This window comes from Listeria sp. Marseille-Q6474, from assembly GCF_946902005.1.
Lineage (GTDB): Bacteria > Bacillota > Bacilli > Lactobacillales > Listeriaceae > Listeria > Listeria innocua.
In genome coordinates, this window is the sequence record NZ_CAMPPS010000001.1 from 1,664,037 (window position 1) to 1,689,235 (window position 25,199).

Below are 25,199 nucleotides of genomic sequence, written 5' to 3' on the forward strand. Positions count from 1 at the left end.
AAAGCGCGAAAACAGTATTCATTTTCGCGCGTATTTTTATTATAAATGGAAAATCCGATCAGCGAACTTATCTTCAATCGCAAAATTGTATTCGTAACCACCATCAATATTAGCACTACGATAAACTGGTGGAGTATAGCCTTTTTCAAGCATCAGTTCTACCGCTTCATAAATCGTTTGCTGGAGAAGTAATACGGCGGAGAAAGACGATGTTCCACAAACTTTTCCTTCTAAGCCATCTAATTCAAGTGCCGCGTCGCCTTGAACCGAGCGATTATCTAAAATTACATCCGCAAATTCATACAGCAGTTTTCCTGAAGAATGCCTTGAAGCTGCTGTTTGCGAGGCATCGAGCGCTGTCACAACAATTAATTTACAACCCTGTGCCTTAATCCATTCGGCAAGTTCTATTCCCATTGGATTGCGACCTGAGTTAGATATAAGAAAGAATATATCGTTTGGTTTCGCTTGCAATCTATGAGTCAATAAAGAACCAACGCCCTCAATAGATTCATAGTATCCACCCGCGGGATCCATAATAACCTTCGACGGAATAAGTCCACCCGCTCTCCCACAAACTTCAATCGCCGCGGCATAAGAATGTCCGCTACCGAAAGCTTGGATAATACCATCATTCATAATGCTCTCCGCCACCAATTCTGCTGCTTGATGAATGTTTTCTGCCTGCGTTTTTTCTAGTTCTTCCGTTAATTCACGCGCTTTGTCAAAAAATGTTAAACCCATTTTGTCTACTCCTCCAATTTTTATATTTTAACCTAGAATTTTTAGGTTGAATAAAATAATCGCAATAACCATTACTAATAAAATCGCCTTCGTAGATGTCATTTTTTTATGGCCTAAAAGTGCATAGATTAGCGCTACAAGTAAAACTGGTACAAGTGAAGGCATAATTTGATCGAGCATGTCTTGCATTTTCAGTTCTACTTTTCCTGATTTATAAACGAATGGGACCGTTGCTTTGATTACGGTTGGTATGAGGGCTCCCACGACTGTGACACCGAGTAATATTGCTGCATCGGTTAACGCGTTAAGTCGGTCTGCAAATTCAGTTACTAGTTTCGCACCTTGCTTATATCCAAGTGGAAGTAAAGTAAATCTAGCTCCTACAACTAAAATATTAACTAAAACCCAGATAACTACACCCGTTACATTACCTTGAAGGCCCATATACGCTGCAATTGATCCAAAAATGGTTGGTAAAATAACTCCGAAAATCGTATCACCAACACCAGCAAATGGTCCCATCAAACCCGTTTTCAAACCTGTTACGACCTCTTTTGAAGCTTTCTTTTCTCGCTCTTCAATCGCCATATCCATCCCTAAAATCAAACCACCAACCATCGGATTCGTATTGAAAAATTGATTGTGCATATTCATCATATCTTTTAAATCATCATCTGTTTTGTAAAGCTTCCGAAGCGTTGGCAAAATACTATAAAGATAACCAGTCGACATCATTCGCTCGTAATTCCAACAGATTTGGCTGGCAAACAACCAACGAAAGTTTGCTGCTATCAAATCGCGTCTTTTGAGGACTTTCTCAAAATCCTGCTCAGTCTTCGTATTCGCCATCTTCATTCTCCTCCCCAACTAGCGCTGCGCCATTTGCTCCGGCAGCCACTGGATTTTTGAAATTTTGTTTGAAGTAGATGATTGCCAAAGCCACGCCAATTAGCGCCACACCTAGCATTGGTACTTTTAAATAAGCCGCTGCTACAAAACCGATAATTAAATAGGCGACGAATTTGTTTGTTGGCAAGTAACGAAGAAGAATCGCGATACCAACTACTGGAAGAATTCCCCCAGCTACACGAAGACCGCCCATTAGCCATTCTGGAATTTCATTTAGAATAAAATCAACCACGCTTTGTCCGAAAGTCAACATGATAAATACGGGAACCGCGCGTGATAAAGCCCATGGTAGCGCCCCATACCAAATGTTCCTTTTTACCGCCGAAATGTTGCCCGAAGCGATATTAGAATCAATCCGATGTAAGAAAAATGTATTTGTAAATCTTGCTAAAATGTCTAATTGAACCATTAAAAGCCCCACTGGAATTGCAAGTCCAATCGCAAATTCCGCATCTTGACCAGATAAAACCGCAAATACCGTTCCTACAATTGCTCCCGTTGTAAAGTCAGGAATCGACGCGCCGCCGTATGTACCGACACCAAGCACCATCAGCTGTAACGTTGCCCCAATTGCAAGACCGAGCACCATGTCACCCATAATGATTCCAGCAAGTGTTCCTGTTATTACAGGGAAATTAAGCCCTATTACTAAAGTTAAAGCATCAAGAATGGTACAAGCTGCAAGTATAACTAACAATATAATCTGCCAAACCGCTAAATCCATTGTAGTTCTCCCTTCTTATTACTTATTTTTTTAATAAACTTGCAAATTCAACTGCATCCTCACTCGGAACCATTTGAGCGGTGATTTTAATGCCTTTTTTAGCCAAATAATCAAAATCTTCCAAATTTTCATCCGTCACGCTTACTGATTTTTTGACTTGACGGCTCCCTGCTTTGGTTGACATATTTCCTACGTTGATTTGGGGAAGTTCTACACCCGCATCCACTAAACCGCGAAGTGCATGTGGCGATTTTACGATTAAGAAAACTTGCTGACCTACGTACTTATCGTTATTAATGTTATTTGCAGCACCTTTTACTGTCAAAATACTTAGTTTTACTCCAGCGGGCACTGCTGTTTTTAGCGCAATTTTTTCCATGTCATTTTTTACAACGGCATCGTCAACAATCATGATTCGAGTTGCTTTTATTGTATTAGTCCACATTGTCGCTACTTGGCCGTGAATTAGTCTTTCATCTACGCGAACGTGTTTGATTCCGTTACTTCCCATCAGTCCTCTTCCTCCCCATCATCGCTTACTATCGTATTATTTACTTTTAATTCCACAAATTGAATATTTTCTTGCGCGCCAAGCATTGCTCCTTCTAAAGTTTCCCCTAGACTAAGCGGAATGATTAATCCGAGTGACAACCCAGACACAACCTTCACTTCTGAGTGTTTTGCATGAAACATTTGCGCGGCATTACACGGAGTTCCACCGACAATATCCACAATGATAGCGGTTTCATTTCCAGGTGAATAAACTGCCGCGTATGCTTCTAATACATCTTTCACCCCCATTTCTTCAGTAAAAGTAACTGCTTTGATATTCGTTGTTTGGCCAGTAATCATTTGGCAACTATTCTTCACTTCCTGCGCGTACCGGCCATGTGCTGCGATAATATAATCCAAGTAATTAACTCCCTTCTATTGTTTTTTCTTTTCGATTTCAATAGAGTAAAAATTATGCCGTAAATAACTTTCAATATATTCATAGGGTTGCCCCTCTGGCACATAAGTTATTCTTTCAATGTGGTAAAGCGGTAGTTCGGAGTCAATTTCGAGTAATTTAAAATTATTTTTGTCTTTTACTGGAAATTCGACTTGAATTCGCTCTTTCATCGCTTCGTGCAGAATATTAATACCATAAAGCTCTTTAATTACTTCTGATAAAGAATTAAATCTTTCGAAATTGGTTAAATCTACGTTGATCAAATTGGATTTTGCCATATAGTTGTTTTGTACTGTCCAAGGCACATCATCAATCAGACGAATTCGTTGAAAATGAACAATCATATTTTCAGGTGGAATTTGCAAGTTTTTAGCAATTCTCGCATCCTGAATTTCATTAATAGCTACAACTTTTGTGTGCTCGTTAGCAATTTTTGTTTTCCGGTTGAATTTACCATTAGGAACGGTCGTATATTCATTAAAAATAACTTCTTCGTTAATAATAGATTTACTAACATAAGTTCCTTTTCCTTGGTAACGCGCTAAAATTCCAGCTCTGACTAATTCATGTAAAGCGCGAACAACTGTAGTATTACTAACATTGTATTTCTTTTTCAGTTCATCTTCTGAATAAATTTTTTCTCCTGGCTTAAAAGTTCCGTCACTAATTAATCGCTTAATATCATTGATTATAATAGCGTATTTTGGTTCTGCCATAACAATTTCCCCCTAAAGCATCCCGCGCGTTAACACGTTAAGTTTTAGGTTAATGGTACCATGATACATTTTTGATTGCAAACTTGAATTCGCCTGCTATCACTGAACTTTATACTAATAACCGGTTAACACGTTAAGTTCATTTTCATAGTACCACGGCCATTCTATTTATGCAAGCGTTTTCTTTTCATTTTAAAAAAATAGGGTATAAATAAGTAATCTGAATCAAAGGGGGATATAATGGGGACTTTTTTTGGTAAATGGGGGAAATGGATACTTGTTCTTGGGTTAGTTTTAAGTGTATTTAGTGTAGCAACGACCGGTCAGGCAGCGGCGAAAGAAACTGTGATTAATAAACAAATGGTAACAACCGCAAGCCTTAATGTCCGTTCAACTAATGCGACATCTGGGAAAGTCATCGGCTGGCTTAAAAATAATACTAAATTTAAAGCAATTGCAAAAACATCCAACAACTGGTATCGCTTTAGTTTTAAAGGGAAAAATGGCTATGTATCTGGGAAATATGTAAAAGCCGCAACCGCTGCGCCTGCTCCAGCGCCATCAACGCCAAAAATTGTACAAATGAACGTGCCATTAATCGTTCAGCGTCCACAATTACCAACGGGCTGTGAGATTACTAATATCGCCATGATGCTGCGCTACGCTGGGAAAAATGTCGATAAAGTCAAACTTGCCAAAGAAATGAAACGTCATAAATCCAATCCAAATTATGGTTTTGTCGGGAATCCGTTCTCTAAAAGTGGCTGGACGATTTATCCTCCTGCTTTAGTAAACCAAGTGAAAAAATATACTGGTACTGCAAAGAATATGACTGGAACGAATTTGGGCGGTATTAAAAATCAGCTGAATAAAAAACGTCCGGTCGTAGCTTGGGTTAGTAATTTCCACGGTTTTTCCGTTCACGCGATTACCATTACCGGTTATGATAAAAACAATTTTTACTATAACGACAGCTGGTCTGGTCAAAAAAATGCGCGAATTTCGCAAAGTTACTTTAATACTTGTTGGAGTAAGCAATCAAAACGTGCGATTTCTTATTAAAATAAAATCCCCACTTTCGATGATGAAAGTGGGGGTTTACTATATCCTAGTCGATATCTTTACCATTTGTTTCAATTACTTTTTTGTACCAGTCGAATGATTTTTTCTTCGAGCGGTTTAGAGTTCCGTTGCCTTTGTTATCGCGGTCAACGTAGATGAAGCCATAGCGTTTTTTCATTTCGCCAGAGCCAGCGCTGACAAGGTCGATGCAGCCCCATGGTGTATAACCAAGAAGTTCCACGCCGTCCTCGATTGCTTCGCCCATTTCGCGAACGTGTTCACGCATATAGTCAATTCTGTAATCATCATTAATTGAGCCGTCTTCTTCCACAGTATCCACTGCACCTAAGCCATTTTCAACGATGAAAAGAGGTTTTTGATAGCGGTCATAAATTGTATTCATTGTAATACGTAGACCTAGTGGATCAATTTGCCAACCCCATTCGCTTGCTTTTAGGTATGGGTTTTTTAGTGTTGCGAAAACGTTGCCTTCTGTTTCTTTGTTTTTCTCTGGATCGGCGCTTGTTAGACGAGAAGAATAGTAGCTGAATGCCACGTAATCAACTGTGTGATCGCGTAATGCGTCTAAGTCGCCATCTTCCATTTTGATGTTGATGTTGTGTTCTTTGAAGAAACGTTTAGTGTAGCTTGGGTAGTATCCGCGCGCTTGAACGTCAATGAAGAAGTAGCCTTCACGGTCCGCTTGAATGGATTTCCAAACATCTTGTGGATTACATGTCATTGGGTATGTGTTCCCAGCTGCAAGCATACAACCGATTTGGTTTTCAGGGTTGATTTCATGACCAAGTTTTGTTGCTAAAGCAGATGCAACTAATTGGTGATGAGCCGCTTGATATTTCACTTCTTCTGGATTTGCTTCGTTTGTAACGTCCATACCGCCACCAAAGAATGGAATATGAAGAATCATGTTAATCTCGTTAAATGTCATCCAATATTTCACTTTATCTTTGTAACGCGTGAAAATAGCTTCACAGAAATTCAAGTAAAAGTCGATACATTTACGGTTTTTCCAACCACCATATTTTTTGAAAACTTCTAGTGGAGTATCAAAATGGTTGATTGTAACTACTGGCTCGATGCCGTATTTATGACATTCATCAAAAACTTTGTCATAAAATGCTAAACCTTTTTCATTTGGTGTCGTTTCGTCACCATTTGGGAAAATACGTGGCCAGCTGATGGACATACGGAAACATTTGAAGCCCATTTCTGCCATTAATTTAATGTCTTCTTTATAGCGATGATAAAAATCAATTGATTCATGACTTGGGTAAAAACCATAATCAGTGGAAAGCGCTTTCGTTGGATTGAAAAGTGCATCCCAACGTCCGTCCTCTACTGTTGGTACTATATCTACTAGTGAAAGTCCTTTACCGTCTTCAAGATAAGCGCCTTCACATTGGTTTGCAGCAACTGCACCGCCCCACAAAAAGCCTTTAGGAAATTTTGATTCTGTCATTATGTGTAACTCCTCTCACGAATATAATTTACTTCTCCACTATAGAATATGTAATGCATTACATAGCAAGCAATAATTTTAAATTTTTTTTAGAAGAGCTGTTAATCCCTTTAAAAATGCAAAAAAACTGGTACAGAAAATGAATTCCATACCAGTCTTTTTTAAATTATAACAAATGATTCATATGGCCAATTTCCATTACCCAATAAGAACCAATAACTACGACAATCGCAATAAATGCTGCGAATAAAATGTTACCAATTTGAATTTTACCATCGCGGCCTTCAGTCATATGCATGAACATCAGAAGCTGTAGGGCTGCTTGAATGAACGCAAAGATGAAAATAATAACTACCTTAACATTTGTTGTTAGCGTCGAATAAATGGCTACCCAGACTGCTAGAAGCGTCAAAATAATCGATAGCGCGAAACCAACAATATGTTTCCAAGGAATGCCACCTTCAGCATGAGCTGCATTTGATTTATTATTTTGTGTCATATTAGTTCACCATCCCTAGCAAATAGACACCGGTGAAAATGAAAATCCACACAACATCAAGGAAATGCCAGTATAAACTGGAAATAAATACTTTTGATGCTGTTTTTGGCGTCAAACCATGCATTTTAATTTGAATCAGAATAAAACTAATCCAGAAAATCCCGACTGTTACGTGAAGTCCATGTGTCCCTAGTAGAACGAAGAATGCTGACCAGTAAGAACCGATTTGCATTGTAACGCCTTCTGTCACATAGTGTGCAAATTCATAAAGCTCAAAGCCAACAAAACCCGCACCAAGAATCAGTGTGATAATCGAGTAAATCGTCAACATTTTCACATTGCCTTTACGCATCTCACCAATTGCTAGACCACACGTAAAACTACTTGCTAATAGTAAAAATGTCATTATTAGTACAAGCCAAAGTTCGAACATTTCTGCTGGCGGATGACCCGCATTCGAGCCAGCCTTTCTCATAACAAAGTAAGTCGCAAAAAGCGTCGCAAACAATGCAATTTCGGCGCCAAGGAAAATCCAGAATCCAAGAATATTTAATCGACCTTGTTCTGATCTATATTCAATTGGCAGATTTTTGTTTGTTTCTACAGATTCCATGGGTTACCCTCCTTCACACCAGTCGCAAGTTCGCGCGCATTATGTTCTTCTGTTTCTTTAATTTCGTCCACTTCGACGTGGTAACCATCGTTATTTTGGAACGAACGGTAAATCATACATCCTAAAATACCGACTAGACCAAGAATTCCCATCCAATACCAGTAGAAGACTAGTCCGAAACCTGCAATGAAGAAGAAGACAGACATTACAAACCCAACCATGGTATTACTTGGCATATGGATTGGTTTATAATTTTTATCATTTACATATGGATCGCCTTTTTGTTTTCTATTCCAGAAATCATCCAAGTCATTCCATTCTGGTAAAACAGCAAAGTTATATTTTGGAGGAACTGCGGAACTTGTAGCCCATTCAAGCGTACGAGCATCCCACGGGTCACCAGTAACTTCACGTTTAGAGTTTTTATAGCTGTAGTAGATGTTGTAGCAAAGAACTAAGAATGCTACACCCATCAAGAATCCGCCCACTGTGGAAATAAAGTTAAGCGTTGTCCAGCCATCGCCTTGTACGTAAGTGTAAATACGACGCGGCATGCCATCTAGTCCTAGGAAATACTGCGGGAAGAAACAAACGTTAAATCCAACAACGAAAATCCAGAAGAACCATTTACCAATTTTTTCATTTAGTCTGTAACCGACCATTTTTGGATACCAGTATGTAAGCCCGGCAAAGCAGGAGAATACTGTCCCAGCAATTAATACGTAGTGGAAATGGGATACTAAGAAGTACGTATTGTGATATTGATAATCGGCCGCAGCCATCGCAAGCATAACCCCAGTTACCCCACCGACAACAAAGTTAGGGATAAAGGCAAGCGACCAAAGCATTGGCGTTGTAAAGGTTATTCGCCCTTTGTACATTGTAAAGAGCCAGTTGAATATCTTAATCCCGGTCGGTATCGCAATCATCATCGTTGTAATGGAGAAGAAGGAGTTAACAAGCGCCCCTGATCCCATTGTAAAGAAGTGATGGACCCAAACTAGGAAACTTAGTAAAGAAATAACTGCCATCGCGGCAACCATCGCCGGATAACCAAATAATTTTTTCCTTGAGAAAGTAGAAATAATCTCTGAGAAAATACCGAAAGCTGGCAAAATAACAATATATACTTCCGGATGCCCCCAAACCCAGAACAAGTTGGCCCACATCATTGGGAGCCCGCCATTCGTGAGTGTGAAGAATGCTGTCCCAAACAGTCGGTCAAATGACATCAAAGCAAGTGCCACTGTTAAAACTGGGAAAGCGAAAATAATAATCAAACTTGTAATTAATGAAGACCAAGTAAACATTGGCATTTTCATTAACGTCATACCTTTTGTACGCATTCTTAAAATCGTAACGAAAAAGTTAATCCCCGTCATCAGCGTACCAATACCAGCGATTTGAACGCCTAGAAGATAGAAGTTAATTCCATATCCCGCGCTAAAATCTGTCGCAAGTGGCGCATAGTTTGTCCAACCAGCATCTGGTGAACCACCAATTACGAATGATAAGTTAAATAGCATCGCTCCCATAAAGAACGTCCAAAAACTTAAGTTGTTTAAAAACGGAAATGCAACATCACGCGCACCAATTTGAAGTGGTACTGCGATGTTCATCAGTCCGATGATAAACGGCATCGCCATAAATAAAATCATAATTGTTCCGTGCGTAGAAAATACTTCATTGTAATGCTGTGCGTCTAAAAATTTCATATCCGGTAAAGCGAGCTGGGTACGCATCATTAGCGCATCCACACCACCACGGAAAAACATTAAGACAGCAGCAAGCAAGTACATAATACCTATTTTTTTATGATCAACGGAAGAAATCCACTCTTTCATGAGCCACTTCCATTTTTTTGTATAAGTTAGTAACGCAACAACACCAATACTTACAAGTACGATAGAAATCTGCGCACCTAAAATCATTGGGTCGCCAGTTACGATAAACTCATTCCATTTCATGCCTTATGTCCCCCCTTTTAGTTCCCTGCGTCATCCGATTCTTTTTTATTGAATTCATTTGTTTGGATGTCATCTTCCATTTTCTTCATTTCATCTTCGCGGTGTTTATCCTCATGGTAACCTTCGCCGTTTTTAATAATTTGTGGCTTCATATCATGACGCTCAAATTGCGGATTAGTTACTGTCACAGGACGAACCGGAAGCATTGGTTTATCAGAAATGGTTGATTTTGTGTTCGGATTATGTGGATTTGTCATTTCATAACCAAAACGTTTGTAGGCATAGAAAACATACTCTGGATCAGCTGCTACATCAACAAATGCTAAATGCGTACCAGAATAAGTTTTTTTCTTGGAGCTTCCAGGAATTAAAAGACGGTCATATGTGTCTTGCGTAATAACTGGCGAGTTCGCTTTTGTTTCTTTTGCCCATTTTTTGAAATCTTTTTCAGATTGAGCTACTACGTCAAAGCGTTGATCCGCAAAACCTTCACCATTGAAGTTTGCATTACGGCCTTTATACGTACCAACCTCATCTGCTTGTAAATATAAATTCATCGTCATTCCAGACATCGCATATTTTTGTCCACCTAATTGTGGTACCCAAAAACTTGTCATCGTATCTGCTGAAGTTAATTTAAACAGAACAGGACGGTCGGTTGGAATATTTACATAGTTGACCGTTTCAATTGACTCATCTGGATAACTAAAAATCCATTTCCAGTCTGCACTTGTTGCGTAAATAACAATTGGATCTTTATGCGAAGTCACTTTTGGTGCTTCTTCCCCTGCATAAATTGTTTTTACAGTCGGAATAGCCAGAGCAATAACGATAGCAACTGGAATTAATGTCCAAAAAATTTCCAGTTTTCTACTACCATGCATATCTGGCTCATAGTTTGAAATGTCTTTCCGTTCGCGGTATTTAACCAACATAATCGTAAACAATACAAAAATCGTCAAAACAATAACCAGCATAAATATAATCGAATAAATAATTAAGTCCGACTGACCTTTTGCAACTGGTCCTTTTGGATTAAGTACCGTCAAGTCACCACAACCACTTATAAGGCCGGTAACCCCAAGTAGTGCCGTAAGTAGCAAAGATTTAAGTACCTTTGACACCCGAATCCCCTCTTTTCCTTTTGATGTTTTCTAATGTGTATTTTTGCGCAAAAATACCATTACCGGAGTGCTGAAAGAAGCTTTTTAGAACTCCTATGTAACTGAAAAAATGCTTTACTATTTGATTCTTTTAAAAAGCTCACAAACTTTTTTCTGAACTGATTAGCATTTTTAGAATCACTATGTTCATACTCTAACTCATTATATCTGATTTAATACCTTAGTTCAAAAACCTGATATATTAAATATTTCACAAACTTTTATTCTGTTCACTATTCCCTAGATTGTGAAATTTGAAACAAAAAAGCAACAAACTATTTATTTTAGTTTGCTGCTTAAAATTTATTCAGTAATTTGAACTCTCCCTGTATGGAAAGGTAAATGTTTAATACCAAGCTTTTCCCACTCATTGACAAGTTTTTCGGCTAGTTCTTTCGTTTTCGAGAAAGCTATTCCGCAGTCGCCGCCACCAGAGCCAGAAGATTTGCCTGCGCCGCCCATATTTTCAGCTGAGTCCGCGAGTTCTTTTAGCAAGCTTGTTTCAATATTTACGCCAGCTTTTGTTCCAAGTTCTTGAAGAATGCGACGATTTTCTTTAATAGATGAATAAAGCAATTCCTCGTCTTTCGTATGGAAAGCTTGAATTATTTGCTTCATAATCTCATTATTTCTAGTTAAAAAATGTTGATAATTCTTGCTATCTTCTTGCTTAAATGCATGAATTTGCGAAACTAGTTTTCCGGTACTTACCGGTGTGCCCGTCCAACCTACAGAAAAAGTCGGTACTGGTTCTTCTAATGTTTCGATTTGAAGCATTGGCCACGGCTCTTTCATAAACCATTCGAGTGATTTATAAGCTAAACGATGCTTCACCCATTCCTGATCAAAGGTCGTATAAGCAATCCAGCCACCATACATACAAGAAGCAATATCACCACAAGAACCATTACCTTGCACAACTAAATGTGAAAGGGCAGCTAGTTTGAATTTTTTAAGCATTGATATTTCTGGATAAAATTTCGTCATTAACGCGTTGATTACAGCAACCGTTGCCGCTGCGCTTGAACCGAGTCCATACTTTGCGCCAGATTGGTCGATTAGTTCTGTTTCAATGACCATCTTCACAGGAGTTAGTTCTATACCTTCTGATTTTAGGAAAGTTGTCGCGATATTAATTGCTTCAGCTGTAAATGTCCAATGTTCCCCGTCTGGTTTAAGTTCTCCGCCAATTGGCCATGAAACTGGATTTTCATAATGTGGAATCCATAATTCATTGCGTTCACTATCTTCAAGAGTTAGCGTTATATAACGATTAACTGCAGTTAGAATGGCTGTGTGACCGGATTCTACCACCGCATACTCACCAGCAACATATAATTTTCCAGGTATTTTAACTTGTAGTTTATTTTTCATCTGATATAACACTCGCTTCCTTACCAGCGTGGCAAATTAGAACGTTTTTAGCCAAACCTGACAACTTCTCTGCTACAATATTTTCATTTTGACGCTCACAAATAACTTTAACATTTGGACCAGCATCCATTGTGAAATAGGCTGGTATGCCGTTTTCACGCAATTCTCTAACAGCATCCATTATTTCTAGCGACAAAGGTTGAAAATAAGTAAAAGGAGGCTCTGCACCAAGCGTTGTCGCATGCATTTTCATGCCATTTCGTTCTGTGATTTCGCCAACTTTGATGAAATCTTCCTCCAAAATAGCTTGTTTCATTTCTTCCAAGTCTGTTTCAGCAGCAGAAACCCATTTTTCGAAAAACGGAGATGTTTCAACAGTTAGGCGCATTCCATCCCGACTAGAAACTTTCTTTTCTTTATCAGAAACGACTGCGACTACAAGAGACATTTTGTCACATAATTTATTGGTAAAAGGTACGGCAAATGAATCACTACCATCCGCGAGCTCACCTTTTTCCCAAATGACAAAATCGCCGAAAACGGAACGAGAAGCAGAACCAGACCCGAAACGAGCCAGTCTGGAAATGTATTCTTTTGTGTCTTTTCTGCCAGCAGCGCTAGATCCAGCAAGTGCAAGAGCTGCAAATGCAGAAGCCGATGAAGCAAGCCCGGCCGCAGTTGGAACGTGATTTTCGGAAGTAATTTTTGCTTTTGCTGAAATACCGAATTCTTCACGCATTTTATCTATAAAACGAGCTACTTTAGCATCCGTTTTTTGTTCATTATTTAGAATAAATGTATCCTGGGCTAAGTTTTCGTCCCATTCTACCGTTGTTTTTGTATAAAATTTATCTACCGTGAAGGATAAACTACTGTTTGCAGGTAGAATCAAGTGTTCATCGCGTTTTCCCCAGTATTTAATTAGCGCCACATTCGTGTGTGCGATGGCTGTCGCTCTCATAACTACCTTCTCCAATCGTAAAAATCCATTCTTGTGCAGCTCCAGCATTATGAAGCGCCGTCGTTATTTGTTTAGCGATTTCTTGATTTTTTGCTACAGCGATAATACATCCGCCTCTACCGCCACCTGTAAGTTTCGCCCCGTCCGCGCCATTACTTCTAGCTACTTTAATTAATTTCTCTAAACTGCTATCACTAACTGTCAAAGTTTCCAAATAAGATTGAGCTTTATTCATTGCAGCACCTATCTTCACAGTGTCAGCATCGCCTTCTAAATGCAACTTTATTTCCCGGGAAATATCACCGAGTTGGTGGATTATTTTCCCTATTTCAGCTTGATTTTCTTTGTATAAAATTTGCACATCTTTTACTGCATCTCTGGTTTCACTTGGAACGCCAGTATCTGCTACTACAAAAGTAATTTTTTTAGGAAAATGCATAATTTCTAGTTTTCGATCTCGCTCATACCATACGGGCTTTTCACTCACGACTGTAATCGCATCAACTCCACTAGCATTTCCGTGGGCAATTTTTTCTGCTGCATTTACAATTGCTAATAGTTTTTTAGAGTCTAATTCTTGATTGAAATATTTATATAAGCCACGCGCAATACTTGTTGCTACTGCAGCACTTGAACCTAATCCTCGGCCAATCGGAACGCCTGAAGTTACATGAATAGATACATTTTCACCATTACCAATTTCATTTAAAACATCTACTACTAATGCTTTGATTCCTGCTAAGAAATCAGGCATATTTTCTAAATCACCTGTAAAAAATGCCGAAGAAAATTTGGTTTTTGTAGAAGTTTCTACATTTGTCGTTACTATTGCTTGTGTAAATGGGACTGAAATCGCCGGTTCTCCGTATACAACTGCATGTTCTCCGCATAATATCATTTTAGCTGTCCCAATGCCTGTAGCCAATGCACGCCAATCCTTTCTCCATCAAAATAATACAAACTTTAATACTTCATGATACCATAATTTTTTCACTAAAACCTTATTATAGAACTTTTTTTGACCCAAAACAATGACTGGCGCAACTTTTCCCACGCCAATCACCTTTTAAATATCCATTTCTTGATATTGATGTTGAAAAATACACATCCGAATTGCATCGTGGTATGTTCCATCAACAAAAAATTCATCAATTAGCTCGCCTTCACGAATAAAACCAACTTTTTCATAGACATGAATTGCTTTTTCATTTACTTTATCAACTACTAAATATAGTTTATGCAGGTTTAGTACGTGAAAAGCATATTTCATCGCGAGTTTTGTGGCAGAAACAGCGTAACCATGACCCTGAAACTTAGGATCAATAATAATTTGAAATTCCGCTCTCCGGTGAATATAATCAATTTCCATTAACTCAACTAGTCCAACCATTTGACCATCTAATTCTAAAATAAAACGGCGTTCTGACTGATCGTGAATGTGCTTATCATATAGCTCCTGAAGCTCGACGAACGCCTCATATGGCTCTTCAAACCAATAAGACATTATTTTCGCATCATTATTTAACCGGTGAACAAATTTTAAATCTTCTCGTTCAAGCGGTCTAAGTTTTAAATCTCCACTCATTTTTCCACTCCTAAATTATAAAATTGGTTATAATAAACTGGATAGGACTTCTTTTATACGAGTCAATAATGGTTTGTTTTCCATATCTTTCATCGTAAATAGTCGGCTATCTTCAAAATCTTTCTTAAAGTCACGTTTTAAATGAAGCATAGCCTCACTTTCATCATATAAGAATACCATTAATTCATGGTTCAATCTAAAACTACGCACGTCAAAATTAGCAGTTCCAATAGCCGCACGTGTTCCGTCCACAAGCATTGCTTTTGCATGAACAAAAGAGTCATCGGCATAAGCATACATTTTCGCTCCTGCTTCAATCATCGTTTTTACATAAGCATTACTTCCGTGGAATGAAATCCCGCGATCGCCTTTTCCAGGAATAATAACTCGCACGTCGACACCACTCATTGCAACCCGGCGAATAACCGCAAGAGCCTCCTCATCTGGAACAAAATAGGGCGATACAATCCAAACTGATTCTTTAGCGGAATCAATCAAATCAAGCATCGAATCACGAACCCATTTTTCTTTATCATATGGTCCGCCGTATATCACTTGCGCCCATTCATCACCTACATCAACTGGTGAAAAATATTGTTGTAATCCAGCTTCACTAATAAATTGATCAGCAGCCCCAGCCTGATTTTCCATATAAATCCAATCATTTAGAAAAGATTCTTGGAGTTCGATAACAGCCTGTCCTGTGATTTTCATGTGTGTATCACGCCAGACACGAAAATCTGGTGTATTAGAGCGATATTCTTCCCCAATGTTAAGTCCACCTGTAAAGCCAATTTGTCCGTCAATCACAACAATTTTACGGTGATTTCTTAAGTTGGCTGTTCTTACAATCCAAGGGGAGGCAATTGGGTCAAATGCGTGAATACTAACTCCAGCTTCTTTCAAAGGAGCTAAAAAGGCTTTACTCAGTTTGCTTGATCCAAGACCGTCAAACATAAACCTAACTTCAACACCGGATTTCGCTTTTTCCACCAAAATATCACGAATCTCTGTAGAAATCGCATCCGTTTTAAAAATATAATATTGAATGTGAATATGGTTTTCAGCCTTTCTAAGCGCGTCTAGGAGCACTGGGAAAGTTTCCTCACCATTTGTTAATATTTCAATTTTATTTCCCTTAATCGGCTCTATGGACGTTAAATGCGCAATTCTTTTAGAAAGCCTTGGTAATTTTTCATTGGTGTTGTTTGGAATTGCATGAATCGCATTAATTAATTTAGCTTTTTCCATTACTTGAGCTGTACTGAATTTTCTAGTTGCTGGATTTCTACCAAACACAAGGTAACTAATTGTTCCAAGCACTGGCAAAATGAAAATAACGGCAATCCAAGCGACTTTTGAGCTAGTATTCCGCTGATCGAACAGAAGTAGCCGAATTGCGATAATAACCCCGCATAGTTGGATGATTCCACTTGTTATTAAGAATAAGATAGCTGCTTGGTTGATTAAAACATATTCCACTAAAAATAAAACTACTGCTATAAACAGAAATTGGACCAGTTTGCGCATTTTTTCAACTCTTCTCTTTTTTAGACGTATTAAAGATATTATACATAAAATACAGCCAAAAAGCGCTTTTTACTGCTGAAAAAAAGCTGGAAAATCATTCTAATTCATAAATTAGAGTCATTTCCAGCTTCGTTTTATTCTTCTATGTCGCTTCCAGGAGCATCTTCAAAACTTTCATCAGGAACTTGTGTGATTAGAGTTTCGTCGATTTCTTCCTCAAGCTCAACTTCATCTTCTTCTTTTGGCACTTTTGCAACAGTGGCTACTTTTTCATCTTCATCAAGGCGAATTAGTTTGACACCCATTGCGCTACGACCAGTTTGAGAAACAGTATCGATTTCAAAACGAATTAATACTCCACTCACGGTCATTAACATTAAGTCCTCTTCACCAGTAACAGTTTTCATTGCTACTAAATTACCGTTTTTCTCAGTAATTGTAACGGTTTTAACACCCATACCACCACGATTACGTAGCGGATATTGGGAGGCTGGCGTTTGTTTACCATATCCTTTTTCTGTTACAACGAGTACTTTTTCATCGTCTTCTAGTACTTCCATACCGATAACTTCATCGTCTTCACGAAGTCTAATACCACGGACACCGGCAGCTGTACGGCCCATTACGCGGATATTTTCTTCTGGGAAGTAGATAGATTGGCCATGTTTCGTTGCGATAATCATGTTTTTGCTACCATCTGTCATTTGAACAGAGATTAGTTCATCGTTTTCGCGAAGTTCTACAGCACGAAGACCACTTTGACGGATTTTCGCAAATTGAGAAAGGGTGGTACGCTTCACGACACCGTGTTTAGTAGTGAAGAATAGGTAGCTGTCATCAGTGAATTCGGATAGATTTATCACGGCATTCACTTGTTCTTGGCTTTCGATTCCAAGTAAGTTGATGATTGGAATACCTTTCGCGGTACGACCGTATTCAGGTACTTCATAACCTTTTGAACGGTAAACTTTACCCGTGTTAGTGAAGAATAGTAACGTATCATGCGTGCTCGTTGCAACAAGGTGCTCTACGAAATCATCTTCATGAGTAGACATACCTTGAATACCACGACCACCACGACGTTGGCTACGATAAGTTGATAATGGTAAACGTTTAATATAGCCACGTTTAGTTAGCGTAATCGCCACTTCTTCTTCAGGGATTAAGTCTTCATCTTCAAGGCTCACTAAATCACCAGCCAAGATTTCAGTACGACGTTTATCCGCATATTTAACTTTGATTTCTTCTAATTCTTCACGAATAATTTCAAGAATACGTTCATCATCAGCTAAAATGGCTTTTAAATCGTTAATTAATGCCACTAAGTTTTGATATTCTTCTTCAATTTTTTCGCGTTCCAAACCTGTTAAACGTTGCAAACGCATATCTAAAATGGCTTGCGCTTGTTTATCAGAAAGGTTGAATTGAGTCATTAAGCCTTCTTTGGCTACATCAGAAGTTTTTGATCCACGAATTAATTTAATAATCGCATCAATATTATCAAGCGCAATTCGTAAACCCTCTAAAATATGAGCACGCGCTTCTGCTTTACGAAGCTCAAATTCCGTACGGCGACGAATAACTACTTTTTGATGTTCTAAATAGTGATAAAGGATTTCTTTTAAATTAAGTACTTTTGGATGATTGTCGACAAGTGCCAGCATATTAATACCAAAAGTGGTTTGAAGTGCTGTCATTTTGAATAAGTTATTCACGATAACACTTGCGCTAATATCACGACGAACTTCAATAACAATGCGCATTCCGGAACGGTCAGATTCATCGTTTAGAGAAGTAATTCCATCAATTTTTTTCTCACGAGCTAGTTCGGCAATACGCTCAACTAGGCGCGCTTTATTTACTTGGTAAGGAATTTCAGTGATAACGATTGTTTCTTTACCATTTTTCTTTTCTTCAATATCGACACGACCACGAACGGTAATAGAACCACGACCGCTTTCATAAGCACGGCGAATTCCGCTACGACCCATAATCATCCCAGCAGTAGGGAAGTCGGGTCCTGGAATATGTTCCATTAGATCACGAATACTAATTTCTGGATCATGACTAAGGGCTAAAACGCCGTCAATTACTTCACCCAGATGATGGGTAGGAATATTCGTAGCCATACCAACCGCAATACCTGACGAACCATTGACAAGTAAGTTAGGGAAACGTGCTGGCAAAATAACTGGCTCACGTTCTGAACCATCATAGTTATCAGCATAATCAATTGTGTCTTTGTTAATATCGCGCAGTAGTTCCATCGAAATTTTTGACATACGTGCTTCTGTATAACGCATCGCTGCCGCCATATCACCATCGACAGAACCAAAGTTACCATGTCCATCAACTAGCATATTACGATAACTAAAATCTTGCGCCATCCGAACCATTGTAAAATAAACCGCTGTATCGCCGTGGGGGTGATACTTACCAATAACTTCCCCAACAATACGTGCTGATTTCTTATACGCTTTATCAGAAGTCATACCGAGGTCATTCATCGCATATAGAATACGACGGTGAACTGGTTTTAATCCGTCACGAACATCTGGTAGGGCGCGGGCAACAATTACACTCATCGCATAGTCTAAGAATGATGTCCGCATTTCTTTATTCAAGTTTATCTCTGTTATTCGTTGATTTGGTGTTTCTGCCATTGTTAGAGAAACCTCCCTTTCAAAAGTAAGGCTGAATCTAGTTCATACCTTTTAAAAACAATTAATAACCCAATTATTACCCGGGAAATATTTATTAAACATCCAAGTTTTTAACGTATTGCGCGTTGTCTTCAATGAATTTACGACGAGGTTCCACGCGGTCACCCATCAACATTTCAAAAGTTTCATCGGCATCAATAGCGTCTTTGATATTCACTTGAAGTAGTGTACGGTGTTCTGGATTCATGGTTGTATCCCAAAGTTGCTCTGGGTTCATTTCTCCAAGACCTTTATATCGTTGAATGCTGTATTTAGTGTCTCCATCAAGGCTTGCTAGATAATCTTCTAATTGTCCGTCACTATATACGTACTCGATTTGTTTACCATGCTTAATTTGATAAAGCGGTGGTTGTGCAATATAAATATAACCTGCATCAAGCAGAGGACGCATATAACGATAAAATAGCGTAAGAAGTAGTGTACGAATATGTGCACCATCAACGTCGGCATCAGTCATAATAATTAATTTGTGGTAACGAGATTTAGAAACATCAAAATCTCCACCAAAACCAGTACCCATCGCTGTAAAAATAGTTCGAATTTCTTCGTTAGCTAAAATACGGTCTAAACGAGCTTTTTCCACGTTCAAAATTTTACCACGAATCGGCAAAATCGCTTGGAATAAACGGTCACGACCTTGTTTAGCTGAACCACCAGCTGAGTCACCCTCAACGATGTAAAGTTCGCTAATTTCAGGGTTACGGGAAGAACAGTCAGCTAATTTACCAGGTAAACTAGAAATTTCTAGACCACTGCTTTTACGAGCAACTTCACGGGCGCGCTTAGCAGCCAGACGTGCACGAGAAGCCACAACGCCCTTCTCAACGATTTTTTTAGCTACATCTGGGTTTTCCATCATAAATTTATTTAAAGCCTCAGAAAACAGCTTATCCGTGATAGAACGAGCTTCTGAATTTCCAAGTTTTGTTTTTGTTTGTCCTTCAAACTGTGGATCTGGGTGTTTGATAGAAATAATAGCAGTTAAACCTTCACGAACATCTTCACCGGAAAGATTATCATCACTGTCTTTAAATAATTTATTTCGGCGCGCATAGTCGTTAATAACCCGCGTTAAAGCCGTTTTAAATCCAGATTCGTGAGTTCCGCCTTCATACGTATGAATATTATTCGCAAATGAAATGATATTACTTGAGAATCCAGTATTATATTGCATGGAAATCTCAACCATAATGTCATCGCGTTCGCCTTCCAAATAAATTGGTGGCTCATGGATAACGTCTTTTGCTTTATTTAAATGCTCCACGTAAGAACGAATTCCGCCTTCATAGTGGAAATCTTTACGAACTTTGTGCTCTTCACGTTTGTCTTCAATCGAAATAGTTAAGCCACGATTCAAGAAAGCAAGTTCGCGCGTACGAGTACGAAGCGTATCAAAATCAAATTCTGTTGTTTCAGTGAAAATTTGTGGATCTGGCGTAAAGTGAACAATAGTTCCACGATAATCTGTTTCACCTTGTACTTCCATATCCATGACTACATCACCGCGTTCAAAACGTTGGTAATATTTTTGTCCTTCACGGTGAACATATACTTCAAGGGATGTGGAAAGGGCATTAACTACCGATGCACCAACTCCGTGAAGTCCGCCTGATACTTTATAGCCGCCGCCGCCGAATTTACCACCGGCATGAAGAACTGTAAAGATTACTTCTACTGTTGGGCGACCGATTTTTTCGTTAATCCCAGTTGGAATTCCACGTCCGTTATCGCGAACAGTAATGCTGTTATCAGCTTCAATTGTAATTTCAATTTCAGTACAGAAACCAGCAAGGGCCTCATCGATTGCATTATCAACAATTTCCCATACAAGGTGATGGAGTCCACGTTGGCTAGTTGAACCAATGTACATACCAGGTCTTTTTCTTACTGCTTCTAGGCCTTCTAGTACTTGTATTTGATCTTCGTTATAATCTGAAGCACTTTCATGTACATTTGTAATATTTTCTTCTGACATTAATTATTCCACCGCACTTTCTTTTTCATCAAATTATATTAACCTAAATTAGGATTTTTTTACTGTACCTTTTTCTACATAAAATGTTGTTGCTTGTTTAAGCGTATTATGGTCGATCCCGCTCGTACTTGTGGTTGTTACAAAGGTTTGTACTTTTCCTTCAATAGCTCCGAGCAAATGCGATTGACGATAATCATCTAGTTCACTGAGCACATCATCGAGTAAGAGAACCGGATATTCACCAGTTTCTTCATGGATAAGGTCGATTTCCGCTAATTTCACAGAAAGTGCCGTTGTTCGCTGTTGGCCTTGTGAACCAAAATCTTGCACATTTTGCCCATTAATATAAAACAGAGAATCATCCCGATGTGGCCCAATAAGTGTGACACCACGGTCGATTTCTCTTTGTTTGATTGATTCCATTTTTTGAAGTAAATCAGCTTTCCACACTTCGGGATCGTCCCCATTAAGGGTGACAGAAGCTTTATACTCGATTTTAAGTGTCTCTAATCCTCGTGAAATTTGGTGATGAATTGGCGCTGCATATGCCTCTAGTTTTTGAATAAAATCAGCTCGTCTTTTCGTCAAATTAATGGCGACATCTGCAAATTGCTCTGTTAAAATATCAAGCAACATTGGATCAACTTTACGTTTCATTTGCAACATCTTCAAATATTGGTTTCGTTGCTGCAAAATCCGCTGATATTCACTTAAATTATGCAAATAAATCGGCTGCATCTGTCCGATTTCCATATTTAAAAATCGGCGCCTAACTCCTGGAGCACCTTTCACAAGTGATAAATCTTCTGGGGCAAAAATAACCACATTTAAATTACCAACATATTGACTCAATTTCTTTTGTTCCAAATGGTTGACCTTAGCTCGCTTGCCTTTTTGGGTGATAGCAAGCTCTAGAGGCACTGTTTGCCCGCGCTTCACTACTCGCCCTTCCATTTTGGCTTCTTCTTTTTCCCACATAATAAAATCTTTATCATTGGTTGTCCGATGTGATTTTGCAAGAGCAAGCATCAACACAGCTTCCAAAAGGTTGGTTTTACCTTGTGCATTCTCTCCAAGGAAAACATTCACAGACGGGGAAAATTCTAGTTCTAAGTTTTCATAATTACGGAAATTTCTTAAAACAATGCTTTCTAAATGCATCTGCTATTATCCTTGCTCAATTTTCACTTTTCCAACACCAGGAACTAAGATAACATCGCCATTACGAAGCTTTTTCCCCCGGCGATTATCTTGCTCTCCGTTGATGTAAATCGTATTTTCACTAAGGTACGCTTTTGCCATTCCTCCAGTTGAAACTACATCAATCATTTGTAAAAGTTGACCAAGCGTTACGAACTCACTATTTATCTTTACTGTTTCAGCCAAAAATTTCACGCCCAATCTTTTTTTATCACTACCTTCTATTTTACTAAAGTTTTGCTAATAATACAAAGAATATTTTCATATATTCGTTTTTCAGCTTTTTTTAGCAAAACTAATGGGGGGATATTATTTATTAAAAAAAAGAAAATATGAGCTTCTGTGGCGTTTTTTTATTAAAATGGTTATTTTCGCCGAATAACTGCCTTTTTTTGCCAAGCACCTGATTTATATCGCCATACTCCGAGCATTGTCGCGGTGATCCAAGCAACTGGGGTCGCCCACCAAAGCCCAACATAACCAATATAAAGGGATAAAATAAATCCGATAGCAAGCCTTGAAACTAACTCGAAAATCCCCATTGCTAAAGGTACCATCGCATCTCCAGTACCACGTAGCGTTTCCCGCACAACAAATAAAATCCCTACAACGACGTAAAATAGCGACACTATAAGTAAGTAACTCACACCAATATTAATAACTTCTGTCTCGCTAGAATCTACAAATAGTAATAAAAATTGCCGAGCGAAAAGTTGAACTAAAATTGTAATTCCAATACTGATAGCTGTAACTACTTTAATTCCTGACCAAAAACCTTCGCGCACACGATCAATTTTTCCAGCACCGATATTTTGACCAGCAAACATCGAGGAGGCAGCTCCAAAGGCAATTCCTGGTTGATATGTAAGTGAATCAATTCGACTCGCTGCAGTATATGCCGCAACAACGGACGAACCAAAACCATTAATTAAACTTTGAAGTGCCATATTCCCGATAGAAATAAATGATCCTTGTAAACCAGAAGGAAGCCCAATTCGCACCATTTCTTTAAGTAGTGGGGTAGAAAGCTTGAATTTGGCACGCTCTATTCGCATAAAAGGCACGTGGCGATAAGCATAGTAAATAACGGCAATTGCTGCAGCTGTTTGGGATAAAACCGTTGCAATCGCAGCACCGCGAACGCCCATACCCATGTAAACAACAAATAAAAAATCTAATGCAATATTCATTAAAGACGATAAAATCAAAAAAATCAGCGGTGTAATCGAATTTCCAAGAGCTCGAAGTATCGCGGCCATCCCGTTATACAGACTCATCGGTAAAATCCCAATAAAAAGAGTGGTTAAAAAGATAGTAGAATCATCCAAAATATTAGCAGGTGTTCTAAGTAAAATAAGAAGTGGCTTCGCAAGTAAAACGCCAGCAATAGTTAAAATAATCGCCGAAAAAACCACCGCATACGTTGCAGTAGCAATTACATCTTTTAAACGATCATAATCTTTAAAACCAAAATACTGCGCCACCACGACAGAAATACCGCTCATAAGTCCAATAATCAAAGAAATCATAAAAAAATTGACTGAGTTTGTCGCCCCAACAGCAGCAAGGGCATCTACACTTACAAATTTCCCGACAATAACGGCATCAATCATCGTATAAAATTGCTGAAATAAGTTTCCAATCAACATCGGCATCGCGAATAAAAAGATTAATTTTGTCGGGTTACCTGTTGTCATGTCTTTCATCATGCTAAGAATTACCTCCATTTGCATAAATATACATTTTTATTCAAAATCTGTACTATAACAAAAAAAGAATCCGCCTTGAAACCAAGACGGATGTGCTTTTTTGCGAGATTAGTAAGTTCTAACCGGCGTGATTAATTGTAAAATTTCATTTGGATTAGTAGCATCTTTTGGTCGAAGTACGAAAGGTCTCATTGTGCCAGAGAAGGAGATTTGAATATCATCGCCTTCAAATGCGCGCAATGCATCCATCATGTATTTACCGTTAAAGGATATTTTAATTTCTTCACCAGTAAAGCTTTGACTAAAGACATTTTCCGAAACATTCCCAACTTCAGGAGAGTTAGAGGATACTTCAACTTGTCCATTTTCAAGGGTCATTAATTTAATAACGTTATTACGGTTTTCGCGAGCAAGTAGGGAAGCACGGTCGATCGCTTGTAAAAATGCTCTGGAATTAATGACAAGTTCTGATTTAGTATCAGTTGGAATTAAGCGTGATGTATCTGGGTAACTACCTTCCAGTAAACGAGAATAAAATAATAAATCTTTTAATTTAAATAGGATTTGATTGTTTGCGAGTGTCATTTCAATGGATTCACTTGCATCGTCTAAAATTTTATTTAGTTCAGCTAAGCTTTTTCCTGGAATAACAATGTTGTATTCTTCATCAATGTTTGTTTCAAGTGGAATTTCACGTAATGCTAAACGATGGCTATCAGTTGCAACTGCGCTAAGTTTGTTATCTTTAATAATCCAGTTAACACCTGTAAGCACTGGGCGAACTTCGATAGCAGAAACAGCAAAAACAGTTTGTCTAATAATGTTTTTAAGGACATTAATAGGAATTTTAATATTTTTACCATCTGTAACTTCTGGTAATTTAGGGTATTCCATTGGATCTAAGCCGTTTAGTGTAAAGGAAGCTTGGCCAGAACTAATGTTAGTTTGATAATTTGTAGTAACTTCAATTTCGACATTTTCTTCAGGTAAACGACGAACAATATCACCGAAGTACTTGGATTGAAGGACGATACCACCAAAACTTTCTACTTCTACAATTACTTCATCATTTTCGATTAATGGAATAAATGCTTCAATGGAAATATCAGAATCGCTACCAGTTAAAGTAACACCTTCATCATTTACGACTATTTTTATCCCCGTTAAAATTGGAATCGTTGTTCTTGCAGAGATGGCACGAGTAACTTCATTGACTGCTTGGACAAGACGATCACGCTCAATAACAAATTTCATGAGTATCCCCCATTTTTTTATATTTTGTAAAACCTCAAAAACCTTTAATTAATTAATAA

23 protein-coding genes are annotated in these 25,199 nt (G+C 38.4%); 1 reads left to right on the top strand and 22 read right to left on the bottom strand.

Annotated features, from left to right (window positions below; translation table 11 throughout):
• Positions 1 to 39: 39 nt before the first annotated feature.
• Genes OC533_RS08310 through OC533_RS08335 form a run of 6 tightly spaced genes read right to left on the bottom strand, consistent with a single transcriptional unit; the run spans position 40 to position 4,045 of the window.
• Positions 40 to 744, bottom strand: a complete 705-nt coding sequence (locus OC533_RS08310) for an SIS domain-containing protein (RefSeq protein WP_070752120.1) — start codon at positions 742 to 744, stop codon at positions 40 to 42.
• A 27-nt stretch (positions 745 to 771) separates the two neighbouring features.
• On the bottom strand, positions 772 to 1,599 hold the full coding sequence (locus OC533_RS08315) for a PTS system mannose/fructose/sorbose family transporter subunit IID (RefSeq protein ID WP_003728733.1): 828 nt from the start codon (positions 1,597 to 1,599) through the stop codon (positions 772 to 774).
• Positions 1,574 to 2,377 (bottom strand): PTS mannose/fructose/sorbose/N-acetylgalactosamine transporter subunit IIC, encoded by an 804-nt coding sequence (locus OC533_RS08320; RefSeq protein WP_003725640.1) that lies wholly within the window; start codon positions 2,375 to 2,377, stop codon positions 1,574 to 1,576. Before OC533_RS08320 ends, OC533_RS08315 begins: the two co-directional genes overlap by 26 nt.
• Before the next feature lie 22 nt (positions 2,378 to 2,399).
• Entirely contained in the window at positions 2,400 to 2,888 is a 489-nt protein-coding gene (locus OC533_RS08325; RefSeq protein ID WP_185511039.1) for a PTS system mannose/fructose/N-acetylgalactosamine-transporter subunit IIB, read from the bottom strand.
• Positions 2,888 to 3,289: a PTS sugar transporter subunit IIA gene (locus OC533_RS08330; RefSeq protein WP_070752124.1), complete on the bottom strand. Its 402-nt coding sequence runs from the start codon at positions 3,287 to 3,289 to the stop codon at positions 2,888 to 2,890. The genes OC533_RS08325 and OC533_RS08330 overlap by 1 nt, the downstream gene beginning before the upstream one ends.
• Before the next feature lie 15 nt (positions 3,290 to 3,304).
• Positions 3,305 to 4,045 (bottom strand): GntR family transcriptional regulator, encoded by a 741-nt coding sequence (locus tag OC533_RS08335; protein WP_045552720.1) that lies wholly within the window; start codon positions 4,043 to 4,045, stop codon positions 3,305 to 3,307.
• A 240-nt stretch (positions 4,046 to 4,285) separates the two neighbouring features.
• On the opposite strand from OC533_RS08335, the gene OC533_RS08340 reads away from it, so the two are divergent.
• A complete protein-coding gene (locus tag OC533_RS08340; RefSeq protein WP_194323866.1) occupies positions 4,286 to 5,107 on the top strand; it encodes a C39 family peptidase in 822 nt (273 codons plus the stop codon).
• A 46-nt stretch (positions 5,108 to 5,153) separates the two neighbouring features.
• On the opposite strand, the gene OC533_RS08345 is transcribed toward OC533_RS08340, so the two are convergent.
• From OC533_RS08345 to dnaN, 16 genes are all read right to left on the bottom strand, one after another.
• Complete coding sequence (locus tag OC533_RS08345; RefSeq protein WP_003772707.1) at positions 5,154 to 6,587, bottom strand: 6-phospho-beta-glucosidase; 1,434 nt, start codon at positions 6,585 to 6,587, stop codon at positions 5,154 to 5,156.
• 166 nt (positions 6,588 to 6,753) lie between these two features.
• A complete protein-coding gene (qoxD, locus tag OC533_RS08350; RefSeq protein ID WP_185501291.1) occupies positions 6,754 to 7,086 on the bottom strand; it encodes a cytochrome aa3 quinol oxidase subunit IV in 333 nt (110 codons plus the stop codon).
• 1 nt (position 7,087) lies between these two features.
• The gene (gene qoxC / locus OC533_RS08355; protein ID WP_003772709.1) at positions 7,088 to 7,699 is read right to left on the bottom strand and encodes a cytochrome aa3 quinol oxidase subunit III; all 612 of its coding nucleotides are present in this window, start codon (positions 7,697 to 7,699) and stop codon (positions 7,088 to 7,090) included.
• On the bottom strand, positions 7,687 to 9,666 hold the full coding sequence (gene qoxB, locus OC533_RS08360) for a cytochrome aa3 quinol oxidase subunit I (protein WP_185505059.1): 1,980 nt from the start codon (positions 9,664 to 9,666) through the stop codon (positions 7,687 to 7,689). The genes qoxC and qoxB overlap by 13 nt, the downstream gene beginning before the upstream one ends.
• Before the next feature lie 17 nt (positions 9,667 to 9,683).
• Positions 9,684 to 10,790 carry a cytochrome aa3 quinol oxidase subunit II gene (qoxA, locus tag OC533_RS08365; protein ID WP_185323947.1) on the bottom strand — a complete coding sequence of 369 codons (1,107 nt, stop codon included), beginning with the start codon at positions 10,788 to 10,790 and terminating at the stop codon, positions 9,684 to 9,686.
• Between the two features lie 342 nt (positions 10,791 to 11,132).
• Positions 11,133 to 12,203, bottom strand: coding sequence for a phosphomevalonate kinase (locus OC533_RS08370; protein WP_003743309.1), 1,071 nt, complete (start codon positions 12,201 to 12,203; stop codon positions 11,133 to 11,135).
• Positions 12,193 to 13,164: a diphosphomevalonate decarboxylase gene (mvaD, locus tag OC533_RS08375; protein WP_185482446.1), complete on the bottom strand. Its 972-nt coding sequence runs from the start codon at positions 13,162 to 13,164 to the stop codon at positions 12,193 to 12,195. The genes OC533_RS08370 and mvaD overlap by 11 nt, the downstream gene beginning before the upstream one ends.
• Complete coding sequence (gene mvk, locus OC533_RS08380; RefSeq protein WP_052690306.1) at positions 13,121 to 14,089, bottom strand: mevalonate kinase; 969 nt, start codon at positions 14,087 to 14,089, stop codon at positions 13,121 to 13,123. Before mvk ends, mvaD begins: the two co-directional genes overlap by 44 nt.
• A 141-nt stretch (positions 14,090 to 14,230) precedes the next feature.
• Entirely contained in the window at positions 14,231 to 14,749 is a 519-nt protein-coding gene (gene speG / locus OC533_RS08385; RefSeq protein WP_003725621.1) for a spermidine N1-acetyltransferase, read from the bottom strand.
• Between the two features lie 27 nt (positions 14,750 to 14,776).
• A complete protein-coding gene (gene cls / locus OC533_RS08390) occupies positions 14,777 to 16,279 on the bottom strand; it encodes a cardiolipin synthase (RefSeq protein ID WP_262265245.1) in 1,503 nt (500 codons plus the stop codon).
• Positions 16,280 to 16,413: 134 nt separating this feature from the next.
• Positions 16,414 to 18,942 (bottom strand): DNA gyrase subunit A, encoded by a 2,529-nt coding sequence (gene gyrA, locus OC533_RS08395; protein ID WP_003772715.1) that lies wholly within the window; start codon positions 18,940 to 18,942, stop codon positions 16,414 to 16,416.
• A 94-nt stretch (positions 18,943 to 19,036) separates the two neighbouring features.
• A complete protein-coding gene (gyrB, locus tag OC533_RS08400) occupies positions 19,037 to 20,977 on the bottom strand; it encodes a DNA topoisomerase (ATP-hydrolyzing) subunit B (RefSeq protein ID WP_003772716.1) in 1,941 nt (646 codons plus the stop codon).
• A gap of 48 nt (positions 20,978 to 21,025) precedes the next feature.
• The gene (recF, locus tag OC533_RS08405) at positions 21,026 to 22,138 is read right to left on the bottom strand and encodes a DNA replication/repair protein RecF (RefSeq protein WP_033533734.1); all 1,113 of its coding nucleotides are present in this window, start codon (positions 22,136 to 22,138) and stop codon (positions 21,026 to 21,028) included.
• A 6-nt stretch (positions 22,139 to 22,144) separates the two neighbouring features.
• A complete protein-coding gene (yaaA, locus tag OC533_RS08410; protein WP_010990152.1) occupies positions 22,145 to 22,363 on the bottom strand; it encodes a S4 domain-containing protein YaaA in 219 nt (72 codons plus the stop codon).
• A gap of 179 nt (positions 22,364 to 22,542) precedes the next feature.
• Positions 22,543 to 23,886 carry an MATE family efflux transporter gene (locus OC533_RS08415; RefSeq protein WP_033533735.1) on the bottom strand — a complete coding sequence of 448 codons (1,344 nt, stop codon included), beginning with the start codon at positions 23,884 to 23,886 and terminating at the stop codon, positions 22,543 to 22,545.
• Between the two features lie 108 nt (positions 23,887 to 23,994).
• Positions 23,995 to 25,140, bottom strand: a complete 1,146-nt coding sequence (gene dnaN / locus OC533_RS08420; protein WP_003772721.1) for a DNA polymerase III subunit beta — start codon at positions 25,138 to 25,140, stop codon at positions 23,995 to 23,997.
• Positions 25,141 to 25,199: the final 59 nt, after the last annotated feature.